The organism is Desulfuromusa ferrireducens (assembly GCF_055389805.1).
Genome location: NZ_AP042415.1, coordinates 2,773,806 through 2,786,717 on the forward strand (window position 1 = coordinate 2,773,806; position 12,912 = coordinate 2,786,717).

Consider the following 12,912-nt stretch of genomic DNA (forward strand, 5'->3'; position numbering starts at 1 on the left):
CGGTGTCAGATCATCGGGTTCTATTTATTTAACCCCATTCCCGGAACTGTTTTGTGGGAAGAACTCGAAAGCAGGGGCGCGGTTTCCGAGAACTTTGAATTTGATCGTTTGCAACTCGATTTGTTGAAAGCAGATTTTTCGTGGGAAAAGGCTCTGTATTTTAATAATGAGAATGTCCCTCTGGAAACTTTACGCGAAATTGTAACTTTGATCAGAGCTGAGTTTATCGATCAAACCTTACATGTAGAGGGACGAAGAGGAAGACTGACTGGCGCGATAAAGAGATATTTCAAAAAGCTCGCAGTTGTAATACTTTGATTTTTTAACTTGTGCGCGAGAAATTCCAATAACAACCGGCTTATACGAAGTGAAGTTATGGACCGTTTATTAAAAATATTAGCATGGCCTTGGCGCATAATAATATTTCCTGCAATAAAGGCCGGAACTCTCTTCGTCGGCTATCGTCGATCGGGGCGGGTGGTTAATAAAAAGCGGCTCAAGGTCCTGATCGCCGGGGGCTACGGTTATGCTAACATTGGTGATGAAGCCCAACTGGCAGCCAATCTCCAGTATTGGAAAAAAATCGTTCCAGGCTGTCGTCTGACGGTTCTGACTCCCGATCTTGTATATACCGAGGCAATTCATGGTCCGATCCGAACTGAGTTAGCCCCAAGATCGTCCCTGTTCGGAAAAGGGGATATGCAATATTATGGTTCGGAGAAGGTTTTCAAAAAAAGGTTCTTTCTTGTTGCCGCACTTTGTCTCTTTAATACTTGGCTGATTCGGGCAGGGTTGCCTACGTTTGGACTCTCGATCCGACAGGCAAGGATGTTGGATGAATTAAATAATTCAGATGTCTTGTTTTTGTCTGGTGGGGGCTATCTGACGGGGATGACGCTGACCCGGTTATGGGACAATATGCTCCTGTTACGTTTGGCCTATGCCCTTGGCGTGCCGACTGTTCTGTCCGGGCAAACCATCGGGATTTTCCAGGACAACATTAGCAGGGAATTGGCAAAATGGGGGCTTAAATATGTCGAATTGATTTATCTGCGGGATCATGCTGGTTCGCCGCAAGATTTGACCGCTATTGGGTTCCCGGCGGACAGGATCAACTGCACATTCGACGATGCCCTGTTTTTCGAGCCTGCTTCGGCTAGTGAGGTCATGTTGTGTCTTGAACAGCACGGTATGGCCCCGAAAGATCCCTATATCGCTGTGAATTGCCACTACTGGGGGCAATCGTCGGAATTGGCAAATACTCTCGTTGTAGAACTCGCCAAGGTGCTTGATTTGGTGATAGAGACGCACCAACTGCATGTTGTTTTTGTGCCTATGTGTCACTCTGACGAGGAAGCCATGTGTGGGGTCATGGAAAATATGCAACAGTCATCTTTTCTTCCGCCGCATCGTTACGAACCGGCTGTCGCTGTAGGTCTGATTCAAAATGCTGCATTGTGTCTTACCCTGAAACACCATCCGATTGTTTTTGCCATGGCCGCTAGTGTTCCAGTTGTTTCGGTAGTTTTTGATGATTATTATTGGCACAAAAACCTTGGTGCTATGAAAATCTTCAATCAGGAAGCGTATTTGATTGACGGGAGAGAATGTGAGAGCCTATCAGCTAGTATTGTAGAGAGAATTGATGCCGCTCTTCAGGAAAAAGAGGGTATCCAGCGAAATATAGGGAGTATTATTTCTGGGCTGAGAGAGCGAGCGGGTGAAGCCATCTCTATCTGGACAGAAAATAATATTTCTAAATCTGACAAGTAACACCTCTCTGCAGGTTCTCGGGGGAATTAGTTAGCGTCAGGTTGGTGGGTGAGAAAATGGTTTTTATTTCATTAGGTTTCATGCACGCCATAGGGCATGGTTATCCAGTCTAGGATTGAATATGTTTGTACTGTATCTGTCCCCATACGGTTCAAGAAATCGGGAAGCTCCTTATCTTTGGGTGCTGTATAAAGCACTCAATCATATTGCTCCGAAAGATCTATTTGTCATTGCCTCAGAGGATTATTTTAAAGATCCTTCTTATTATGTGTCTGGCAAGTGCTGGGATGTTCATGAATGGGCCCAGTGGTATGGCGAGTATTCCCTTCCATCAAAAGCAAACCTTACCGACCTTAACAAGCATGTCCTTTCTAAGGATGTTTTTACTGGGCTAGGGGCGGACCCTGAGTCTGCAGTTGAAAGGTTTCGTTTACTGCTTACTCAAGAGCATCCACCCCTTCGTGATGAATTAAAAACGGTTCTGACGGATCTGGGGCAATCCCATCAGATTGAGGCGGTTCTCTGTTGGTGCAATTGTCCAAGTCTCAAGGCTGCTACCGTTGAGCTGGGGATTCCTCTGATTCATAATGAATTTGGGCCTTTCAGGAAAGGGAATTATCAACATACGGCAAATTTTGATTTCGAGGGTGTCAATGGCTGGACGGAAGCTCACAGGGGTTCAAGGGAGTTCCGAGATTGCGTGATCAAGGAAAGCTTTTCTCTTTTGTCGCGTGAGGAGATCAAGGCATTGATTATGGACCTGCCCTTGCCGGAAGCCACGAGTTCCGAACCCGAATATGCGGTTGGGGTGCCTTTGCAGATCGAAGATGATTCAAATGTAGTCGCATTCTCGAATGGTTATGATAACGCAAGGATTATTCGAGAGGCTGAACAGATAGCATCCCCAGGCAAGGTGCTTGTGAGAAAGCATCCCGGTGGTTTGAAAGATTATACGACAGATTTTGGAGATATTGACGAATCCAGGTCTTCCCATGAATTTATCTTAAAGTGCAGAAAAATACTGACGTTGAATTCAAGTGTGGGGCTTGAAGCTATTTTACTTGGTAAACCGACATATATTTTGGGTGATTGCCCCTTTTCAATGCTCTCCGCTGGGCTAGTTGATCATGAAGATGAGCATGGAAATTTGATTTGTCTGAACTACCTAATATTCTGCTACCTTATACCCTATGAATTTTTGTTTGATATAAACTACTATCGCTGGAGATTGACTAACCCGGAATTGCTGGAGATTTACACTTTTCACTTGGATTACTACTATCTTACTAATTCAGTTACTGACTCACTTGATTTTGAATATATAAAGACGTTACCTCCAACTTATGGCAATGCACTCCTGCGTTTGTTCGCTCGGTCCAGATCTGAGAAACAGGAGATGTATCTCAGCTATCGTGAGCAGGAGGCTATTGTTGAAGATTTGACATCTTCACTCTCTTGGAAAATTACGGCCCCTTTGCGATGGGGGAGAGGTCTTTTGGCGAAGTACTTTTCTTGGAGGTGACGCTGAATGGTGATTGTTGACCTGAGCAATTTTACAATGTTTAAATTCTACTGGGTATTGCGGGCACCTGTTATGTTTTTTAAAGTCAACCTAAATGAATAAGTTTGAAGAATGTTTGTTGGACAATATTCGTGTCATAAGTGTTGATATGTTTGACACTTTATTATTGAGAAACACTAAGTCTGAATTGTGTAGATTTTATGAAATATCAAAACTTCAGGCATCTCACCTTCGAGCATTTGATATAAATATAAGTCCATGTGATTTGTTGAGTTCTCGGTTATTTGCTGCGAAAATAAGGTATCAGACAGCGGCTAAGGGTTCGAAGGAGCGAGAGCCAGATCTTTCTAGTATATTTCAAGTTATGTTTAATATGTTGGGTTTCTATGGCCGTGTACCGATAGAAGACTTTTTGGATATTGAAGTACATTATGAATGTGAAAATTTATCACTAAATTTAGAGCTATTCAGTATTTTAAAGAGTTTTTCTTTAGATAAAAAAATTATTGTAGTCAGTGATACGTATTTATCAAAGGTACTGTTGGAAAAGCTATTGTCTTATTTTTTAGGAGGTTTTTATTGTGATGTTTATGTTAGTTGTGATTTGTCTTTAACGAAAAGATTCGGAGGGATCTTTGAACATATATGCGAAAAAGAAGGTTGTTGTCCCAGTGCAATATTGCATGTTGGTGATAATTATATATCTGATTATGTCAATCCAATTAGGTGTGGGTTGAACGCCTTTCATCTCAATCGAGCATTTTCTTTTAGGCTTTTGCGATTTATAAATAATACTTTTACTAATGCCAAACTACGTAGAAAGATTTTATAAATGTCTGAGTATAATAAAGCCTTTTATCGTGACCAAATGAAACAAAGTAAAATATCTGCAAGTCACATCATACCTATATTGCATCAGTATCTCACGCCTAGATCCGTTGTTGACATTGGTTGTGGCTGTGGTTCATGGCTTTCGGAGTTTAAGCGCTTCGGGGCAAAAAAGGTCTTGGGTGTTGATGGGGCGTATGTAGATCGGGATATGCTGGAAATCGAACCATCTGAGTTTCTTGTGAATGACCTTAATCAATGTTTTGCATTGGATGTCTCTGAGAGGTACGACTTGGCAGTGTCCCTTGAGGTTGCCGAACATATAGAACCATGCAATTCAGAGCAGTTTGTTGCGTTTCTTGCTGGGCTTTCAGATATCGTTCTTTTTTCTGCTGCTTTGCCATATCAAGGAGGGACATCTCATGTCAATGAAAATTGGTTAGAGTATTGGGCCATTCTTTTTAGGGAGCATGGTTATGTGCCAATTGATTGTATTAGGCCGGTGATTTGGACTGATAATGATATATGCTGGTGGTATCGTCAAAATATTATATTGTTCGTAGAAGAGGCTGTCGCTAAGGAGAAGTTTGGTCAAATTCCGGGAGATGCAGCGACGCTATTGTCTTATGTGCATCCAGAGCTATTCCTTGATGTTTGTAACCGTAGTTTGTTGGGTAGAAAAAGACAAGCTGTAAATGATGCTGTTTATTATAATAATATTTGCGATGTTTATCATCGCCAAACAAATAAAAGTACCTCAATTGAAATAGTTAATTATCGTAATACCTATAATGTTAAATTTTATGGATTTAACAATTTGCTTAGGAAGATTATTAGTTATTTGAAGTTTTTAAAGTTGTAATTATGGGATCTATAAAACAGCACACCTCATTTGGGTTTGACTTCGGTTGCGAAATTTTAGGTCCAATCTTTTATGAATATTGTCATTTATTGCATTCATATTGCCTGTCTTTAGCTTATGATTCTAAGTGGAACTTATTGTTCATGTCGCGAGGTGGGTTTCGTTTAAAATACCTTTTTGACCTTTATCGAAAAATCCACTTAATTGATGAACTTGTTGAAGAAAAATGTTTTTTTGTTTCTCGTTTTTCTGTCGCAAGAGCTTGTCTTTACGATGATCGAGAGTATGTATCTGGATTGATTGAAAAGGAGTTTATCGGTTTAAAGATAAAAAAAATGATTTTTGCCTTGCTGGGCGAGGAGAGTGGCAGCTTTCATGGCGGTAGATATGAAGAGTTGGTTAGATCGGGAACCCTTTTAGCGTTGCTAGAAGATGATGTTTGTGCGAGCCAGAAATTGTCAGAGATGGCTCTTGAGCAAAGGGATCTTTTTGGCGAATATCTAAGTGATCTTATCGGCGGATCGAGAAGGCTTTGTCTGGTCGATACGGGATGGACTGGCAATACTCAAGCTATGTTAATGCGTAGTTTTCCTCAGGTTGAATGGTTGGGCTTGTATTTTGGGAAATGGAATTATAGTAAGGCTTACCAATGGCACTTTGCTGATGTTGTTGGGATATCTGTTGAGGGTACAGGATACAACCCATTCTCACCATCTACTGCGATTTTTTTCTATCACCATTTGATAGAAGGTCTATTAGAGCCAACGCTAAATAGTACGGAAGGTTATTTGAGAGATTTGGTATCTGGAACCGTTGTTCCGGATAACGTTAATGCGGATATTGACCAGCTAGTTCAGCCCGCTAGTGATGAACATGTATTGGCTGGTGTTGTGGAATATTTTCAGTCAGTTGACCCTTCTGAATCTAAATCGACCATTAGGTTAAATTCTCGGAAGGCTTATAAGCTACTTGCACGTAAAATAATGAACCCTACAGATATTGATTTGAAAATATTGCAAGTGGGAGCTCGTTCTGCTGATTTTGGTAAAGAGGTATCAGTCCCTGTTGTTGCGTGCAGGGATGTCCAGGGTAGTTATTTTAGTGTTTTTGGTAATTTAAGGAGAGCGCTTTGGAAACAAGGGCAGATTGTTCTCGATTGCGGGGGGGCAGCTAAGCTCGTTTTGTTTATTTACAATTCTTTTGTTTCTCTTTGCTGTCTCTTGCGTTTGTTTGTGAAGATTGTACATCGTAGATAGGGATGCATAATGCCATCAGTAGCAGTAATTACTAGAACAAAAAATCGTGACATTCTTTTGAAGCGCGCCTTGAAGAGCGTTTTGTGTCAGTCGCATAAGGAAATTGAGTGGATTATTGTCAATGACGGGGGAGAGGCGGGGCCTGTTGATGACATAGCGGAGAGCGCCTTAGGGAAAGGTGTTAATGTCGTTGTTATTCATAACTCTGAATCTCTCGGGATGGAGGCCGCATCCAATTTAGGAATAAGGCGAGCAAAATCAGGTTATGTTGTTATCCATGATGATGATGATTCTTGGCATAGGCTATTTCTTGAAAAAACGTTAGGGTTTCTTGAATCAGAGCGAGGAGCTAAATATGGTGGGGTCATCACCCATTCAGTTAGGGTTGAAGAAGTGATGGGTGGCGACAACTGTAAGGAGTGGTCTAGGACTTCATTTAACGGGCACCTTAAGTCAATTTATCTTTTTGGAATGGCGCGAGTTTGTCAGTTTCCGCCAATCTCGTTTGTTTATCGACGTGAACTATATGATGATTTGGGTGGTTATGATGAAAGTCTTCCCGTTTTAGGCGATTGGGATTTTAATTTGAGGTTTTTACTCAGGTCAGACATCGGGCTTATATGTGAACCCCTTGCCTATTATCATATCAGGATATCAACGAATGAAGGCGAATATGGGAACACCGTTACTCAGGGAGTTGATAAACATATTGAGTATGACGCGATTATAAGGAATAAATTGTTAAGGGAAGAGGTTAATGATGGCCTTAGTGGTTTAGGTTGTTTGGTTAATTATGCGCGAGAGTTGAAGTCGGAAAGCGCAGCACAGTTATTGTATAGGTTCATGTGCAATCTCTATTGGGGCTCAATCGTTGGAAAGTATTTTCGAAGATTATTTTTCCGTAAAAGCTATAAGTAGTTCAACTGAATATAGTTTTGTCCCTGATTTGACTCTTTGTTGGTTAGTGTCAGGCAGATACGGCCGGAGTATAGTTTATAGATAGTGTCTTGCTGTGTTTATATGGTCAGCGGGTCATAGTCGTGAAATATAATGGCAATTTTAGTCAACGGCCAATACGGGCACTACTGTCTGACGGGCCCGTATGGTTTATAGACACTGCGTAGGGTCCGGGCTAAAGGATTCGTTCATGACCGTTTTCTCCTTTGATGTGTTCGATACGTTAGTCACACGTACGGTTTTTCACCCTAAGGATGTGTTTTGGCTGGTGCAGAGCAAGCTTTCAAGTAGTGGTGACCATGCGTTTCCCCAGGCATTATCCAGAGGTTTTTGGGGCGCACGAGTATGGTCTGAGTTTATCGCTCGCAGGCGAAGTTCTAGGGAGGATGTCGGATATGACGAAATCTATTCAGTCTTGGCTGAGCTTTACTGTTTAGACTCCGTTGCAGTTGATAGGCTTAAGGCCATTGAGTTGGATGTGGAGCGAAGTGTGCTTGTGCCAATAGATGGTGCGCTTGAGATTGTCGGCGATGCTCGTAAAAAGGGGAGAATCGTCTTTCTGTCCGATATGTATCTTCCTACTGATTTTGTCTCTCAAGTTCTAGAGAAGTTTAGCTTTAAAACCATTGAAGAACCTTTATATGTTTCTGGAGATATAGGGGTGACAAAAGGGTCAGGAAACCTGTTCCGTAAGGCGATAGCAGATCTTGGCCTTGAGCCGCAAGATCTTGTCCACTGTGGTGATCACCTTTACAGCGACTGCCGAACCCCGAAAAAACTTGGTGTACGGATTCCCCCCCAGGTTTCCCCGCACCGTTTGCGTCCGGGGATGGGGCGATTTGGATATCTCCTAGAAATTTTGCAGGCTCGTTTACGCATGGGATTCATTATTTAGTGATGTTTGAGCACTGGGGTGTAAATACATATGAAAGGCAGATGAGCAAGGGAGGCTTCTCCGCGGAGCAGTGTTCGTTGCTTGCTGGTCTTTCGCGCTCATTGCGTTTGAACCACAGCCCCCGGTTTGAAGCGGATTCGACTGCAATCATGACAGCCTCAGGCGTGATTGGGCCCATGACCTTCCTGTTTGTCTGGTGGGTGTTGTTCCGGGCAAGAGAGCTTGGTGTCAAACGGCTCTACTTTCTAGCGCGAGATGGGCAATTGATGTTTCGTGTCGCCAAAGTTCTGGCGCAGAATTGGAAACTGGACCTCGACCTTCGTTATCTCTATTGCTCAAGAGAATCTCTGTTTCTTCCTGCTTTTGACAAAATGGGAGCCTTCGAACGCCATTGGATCACCTGGGGGACCACTGGTGAGATCAGTTGGACGGAGATCTGTCATCGCCTTGGTTTGTCAGAACAACTGACACGGCCATATCTGAAACAATATGGTCTTGAGGATTTGGTGTCAAATAAGGTTCTTTCTTTGTGTCCTGATTTTCAGCGGCAATTAGAGAACCTGCTGACGGACGAAGATTTTTGTTGTCTGGTGAGAGAGCGTTCTCAACAGGCTTTCGATGTGACCTGCGCCTATCTCAATCAGGAGGGCATGTTTGAAAATGAACCTTTTGCTTTGGTCGATACGGGCTGGAGAGGGTCATCGCAGTATGCATTGAATTCTATTCTTTCTAAAGTGTCTGGGCAACCGACTGGTGGACTGACGGGTTTTTATCTGGGTTTGGGCCAACAAGTGTTCGCCTCAGGTGACAATCATCTAGAAGCCTTTTTGTTCGATTGGCGGAGAGAGCGACGAGATGATCGCCTAGCAAGTTTCTTGTGCTACGAGATGCTCTGTAGTGCGGACCATGGACGGACAAGCGGATACCGAAAGCTGGAAAGGTGTGTCATGCCGATCCTTGATGACATGGACTCCGGGGTACTTCCTTTGATAAATCATCATCACCGAATCGCTGTTTCTTATGCTGATCAAATTTCCCGGTACATACCTTTTACATCCTTCCGCAAGGAACCGTCGGCTCGTATGGTGAGGAAATTGTTACGGACGTTCATCTGTACGCCGACTCCTGCGCAGGCTCAACTTTATGGTAATTGGCGCATGGCTGGCGAAATACGTGAGAGAGATTGCCAGCCCTTGGCTCCTCCTATGGGGATGAAACGTTTTATAAGGTGTGTTTTGGGACGGGAAAAAATTCGTGGATTCTGGCCTCAAGCCAGCCTGATAAGATCAGGACGATCGTATTTGGCTAGGGGGTACAATCTTTTTCTAGCTTCCGGTTTTCTTGAGTGGTACCGCAAGCATATCTTGAAATATTGACTGTTGGCATGCCTGGGCGGTGGCCCTAATCATTACGTTCATACCTGTGACATAATGTTCCCATGTTATTTTTTAAGCCGAAATTTTCAGTATGTTTCTGGGAGAAGAATTAACGTGCAGTCCTTTTTTCTGGTGAAAAGCTTATTTAATAAGCCCTGTGGAGCTGAACTTGCATGATTTCGATGAGCAATATTATGAGCAGAATTGCCAGTTGGAAGATCGACCGGCGCTTTGGTTTTATGCTCGTCTGGTAAGACGTTGGCTAGCACCAGGGCCGGTACTCGATTTCGGTTGTGGAACCGGTTTTTTATTGCGTCGTTTGCAAGCACATATGCCGGTTGCCGGTTTTGAGTTATCAGGGTATTGCCGAGAACGGCTCATTGATGAGTTGCCCGAGGTTCCTGTTCATGCGAGTGTATCCGCTCTGCCTAAATCCGCATTCAGCGGTGTCGTGGCTTTGCATGTATTTGAACATATTCCAGATAATGATCTGGTCGAGATATTGCGGAAACTGCACGCAAGCCTCAGGCCTGATGGTCGGCTTTTGTGCGTGATGCCGGATGCAGGTGGCCGAGGGATGCGTCTTAAGGGAAGCGGTTGGAGCGGCTATTGTGATTCGACCCACATCAATTTAAAGACGGCTGATGAGTGGCAGGAATTTTTTTCACGTAATGGTTTTTGCGTTATTCAAAGTGGAACAGATGGACTTTGGGATTACCCCTACAGCAACCGAGGGCTTTGGTTGGACTATTTAAGATATGCATGGGGGACCGTTCTACAGTTTCTGCTTGGGCGATTGTTGCTGCCAGTAGGTTCAGGAGAGTCGGTTGTTTTCTTGTTACAGCGCACTGCTAGATTTTGATGGGTTTACAATTTAGGGGGGCGAATGTTCTTGGTGGTGGTTTTGGAACTTTGAAGATCAAGTTGGTCAAACTTATTGATTCGATTGTGGGGCGCCTGTTAACTGCTTGTTTGCCGCGACCTCGAAAGGTTGTCGGTCGTCCCGTCCAGTCGATTTTGTTGATCCGCCCTGGTGGTATTGGCGATGCTGTTATGTTGATGCCATGTATTGCCGCCCTTAAGTCTGCCTACCCTGATGCCAGTATCGATGTGCTTGCTGAACGTCGAAATTTTCGGATTTTTAACCTTTGCCCCAAGGTCAATCATCTCTATTGTTATGACCGTCCGTTCGATTTTATACGCGTTATGGTTCGTCGGTACAGCGTTGTTATAGATAGCGAACAATGGCATCGACTCTCTGCCGTTTTTGCCCGTTTAATCCGTAGTGATGTCAAAGTCGGCTTCGCGACCAACGAGCGTGCGCGGATGTTTACGGCGGTAGTTGATTACTCGCACGCTGACTATGAGTTATGCAGCTTCTTACGGTTGCTTCAACCCTTAGGAATTGCTCACGCAGAATCTTTTTCTGGCCCATTCTTGCAAATTCCTGCTGCTGTTAAAAATTCTGCAGAGCTGCTTGGTCAAAATCGAAAAAACTACGTTGTTCTGTTTCCTGGGGCGAGCATTGAGGAACGACGTTGGGGGGGGCAGCGATTTGGTGAGCTTGCTGAAAGGTTTGTTGCATCGGGCTGCACCGTTGTGGTTGTCGGCGGTATGGATGATGTTGCTGCGGCAGAAGAGATCGTTGCGCGAGTACCATCGGCAATCAATCTGGCTGGAAAAACCTCTTTGATGGAGACCGCTTCTTTTCTGCGTGATGCAGAACTTTTAGTCAGTGGTGATTCGGGTGTGTTGCATATTGCTGTTGGTCTCGGGACGCGAACAGTTTCTTTGTTTGGTCCAGGGATTGCCGCGAAATGGGCTCCTTGTGGAGATCTGCACATCGCTGTAAATCATCATCTGTCTTGCTCTCCCTGTACGAAATTCGGGACCACCCCACCATGTCCAATTGGGGCGAAATGCATTCAGGAGATTACTGTCGATGAGGTTTTTCGTGAAGCGACTAAATTGCTGGTTTCTATGACAATGGGTGCCTGATTCGGGCTCGAACCTTGTTATCTGTGCCCGACTCATCGCTCCCCAACTTGACAACATATACGCTCCGTCCTACAGTATGAAAAAATTCACATCTTGCGCGAATTAATGAGGTTGAATGGTTGGTGATGGGACGTAGTGCACCAGCCAAGATAACCTCTCTGCTTTGGCAGAATCCGCTCGTGAGATTTGCCTCTCTTTTTTGTTCCAGTGTGCGGCGAGATTGCTGTGCCTAGAGGGATATTGATATTGTGGTTATTTTCTGGTTTTGATGCAGTGAGGGATTGATTCTTGCTATTTGACTATTATTTTTTTCTGACATCCGCTTTTATTCTTGGTGCTGTCGTCGGTTCTTTCCTTAATGTTTGCATTTACCGCATTCCCGCCGGTCAATCTGTCGTCTCACCTCCATCGTCCTGCCCGAAATGTGGAAATCGGATCCGTTGGTTTCAAAATATCCCGATCCTCAGTTATCTGTTCTTGCGTGGCCGCTGTGGATTTTGCCAAGTAAGGATTCCGCTTCGTTACGCTCTGGTAGAGGCGTCTAGTGGTCTTCTCTTTGTTGTCGTTCTGTTCCATTTTGGACTTAGCTCAGCAACACCGGTTTTCTGGCTGTTTGTCGCGACCTTGCTGGTCATCACTTTCATCGATCTGGATCACCAGATCATCCCTGATGTCATCAGCCTCCCTGGAATTGCGATCGGATTCCTCTGTTCATTCGCTATTCCTTGGCTTTCCTGGTACGACTCTTTGTTTGGAGTTTTACTTGGAGGTGGGCTTTTGCTGGCAATCGCCTGGCTTTACGAGACTTTGACAAAGCGCGAAGGGATGGGCGGCGGAGATATTAAGTTATTGGGGATGATAGGTGCTTTTCTTGGCTGGAAGGCTGTTTTTCCGATAATCTTTTTCGCCTCGCTGGGAGGGACATTGATTGGAGTCCCACTCATGGTGGCTAAGGGCAGGAGTTCCCGTTTTGCTTTGCCTTTCGGCCCCTTTTTGGCCGTAGCAGCAGTGGTTTATTTATTTTGGGGACAGGATATACTTAACTGGTACTTGGGGTTTTATCGTTAATCTGCAGCCTATTTATTAATACAGTCTAAAGGTTTTTTCAGATTTATAAAAAAACGATTATTGGTTTAATCTAAAACTTCTTGACATTGATGCACAGTGACCTATAATTATGCACAATTTGATTGGTATTGCTATACAGGGGCTATGTGCATGTTGCAGAACAGTGTGAAACAAATCCGCGAATCGCTACTGATGAGTAAGGCTGAGCTTGCACGCAAGGCTGACGTATCTCCTTTGACAATCACACGTATTGAGCGTGGGTATCCTTGCCGAATGGAAACTATGCGTAAAATCATTCTTGCCCTTGGTTATAAATTGTCTGATAAAGAAACGGTATTCCCTGAGAAAGAAGAGGTATAATAGCGTCCTGTGTCGCT

The 12,912-nt window shown here is 44.0% G+C and carries 13 protein-coding genes; all 13 read left to right on the forward strand.

The genetic code is table 11. The annotated features are described in order from the left end of the window. The first annotated feature begins 51 nt into the window (after positions 1-51). The 13 genes from ACZ5PT_RS12475 to ACZ5PT_RS12535 all read left to right on the forward strand — a co-directional run bounded on the left by ACZ5PT_RS12475 (position 52) and on the right by ACZ5PT_RS12535 (position 12,895). Positions 52-318 carry a hypothetical protein gene (locus ACZ5PT_RS12475; protein ID WP_464263363.1) on the forward strand — a complete coding sequence of 89 codons (267 nt, stop codon included), beginning with the start codon at positions 52-54 and terminating at the stop codon, positions 316-318. Between the two features lie 57 nt (positions 319-375). Continuing rightward, positions 376-1,773 (forward strand): polysaccharide pyruvyl transferase family protein, encoded by a 1,398-nt coding sequence (locus ACZ5PT_RS12480; protein WP_464263364.1) that lies wholly within the window; start codon positions 376-378, stop codon positions 1,771-1,773. A 121-nt stretch (positions 1,774-1,894) separates the two neighbouring features. After that, complete coding sequence (locus ACZ5PT_RS12485; RefSeq protein ID WP_464263365.1) at positions 1,895-3,295, forward strand: GT99 family glycosyltransferase N-terminal domain-containing protein; 1,401 nt, start codon at positions 1,895-1,897, stop codon at positions 3,293-3,295. Positions 3,296-3,389: 94 nt separating this feature from the next. Then, positions 3,390-4,127, forward strand: a complete 738-nt coding sequence (locus tag ACZ5PT_RS12490; RefSeq protein WP_464263366.1) for a hypothetical protein — start codon at positions 3,390-3,392, stop codon at positions 4,125-4,127. After that, on the forward strand, positions 4,128-4,985 hold the full coding sequence (locus ACZ5PT_RS12495; protein WP_464263367.1) for a class I SAM-dependent methyltransferase: 858 nt from the start codon (positions 4,128-4,130) through the stop codon (positions 4,983-4,985). Between the two features lie 2 nt (positions 4,986-4,987). Then, entirely contained in the window at positions 4,988-6,241 is a 1,254-nt protein-coding gene (locus ACZ5PT_RS12500) for a hypothetical protein (RefSeq protein WP_464263368.1), read from the forward strand. Positions 6,242-6,250: 9 nt separating this feature from the next. Then, positions 6,251-7,159: a glycosyltransferase family 2 protein gene (locus ACZ5PT_RS12505; protein WP_464263369.1), complete on the forward strand. Its 909-nt coding sequence runs from the start codon at positions 6,251-6,253 to the stop codon at positions 7,157-7,159. Between the two features lie 229 nt (positions 7,160-7,388). After that, the gene (locus ACZ5PT_RS12510; protein ID WP_464263370.1) at positions 7,389-8,093 is read left to right on the forward strand and encodes a hypothetical protein; all 705 of its coding nucleotides are present in this window, start codon (positions 7,389-7,391) and stop codon (positions 8,091-8,093) included. Between the two features lie 2 nt (positions 8,094-8,095). Further along, positions 8,096-9,469, forward strand: a complete 1,374-nt coding sequence (locus ACZ5PT_RS12515) for a hypothetical protein (protein WP_464263371.1) — start codon at positions 8,096-8,098, stop codon at positions 9,467-9,469. Between the two features lie 169 nt (positions 9,470-9,638). Further along, positions 9,639-10,331, forward strand: a complete 693-nt coding sequence (locus tag ACZ5PT_RS12520; protein ID WP_464263372.1) for a class I SAM-dependent methyltransferase — start codon at positions 9,639-9,641, stop codon at positions 10,329-10,331. Beyond that, positions 10,331-11,467 (forward strand): glycosyltransferase family 9 protein, encoded by a 1,137-nt coding sequence (locus ACZ5PT_RS12525; protein WP_464263373.1) that lies wholly within the window; start codon positions 10,331-10,333, stop codon positions 11,465-11,467. Before ACZ5PT_RS12520 ends, ACZ5PT_RS12525 begins: the two co-directional genes overlap by 1 nt. A 288-nt stretch (positions 11,468-11,755) precedes the next feature. Then, the gene (locus ACZ5PT_RS12530) at positions 11,756-12,535 is read left to right on the forward strand and encodes a prepilin peptidase (RefSeq protein ID WP_464263374.1); all 780 of its coding nucleotides are present in this window, start codon (positions 11,756-11,758) and stop codon (positions 12,533-12,535) included. A 150-nt stretch (positions 12,536-12,685) separates the two neighbouring features. Next, positions 12,686-12,895 (forward strand): helix-turn-helix transcriptional regulator, encoded by a 210-nt coding sequence (locus ACZ5PT_RS12535; RefSeq protein WP_464263375.1) that lies wholly within the window; start codon positions 12,686-12,688, stop codon positions 12,893-12,895. The last annotated feature ends 17 nt before the right edge of the window (positions 12,896-12,912 follow it).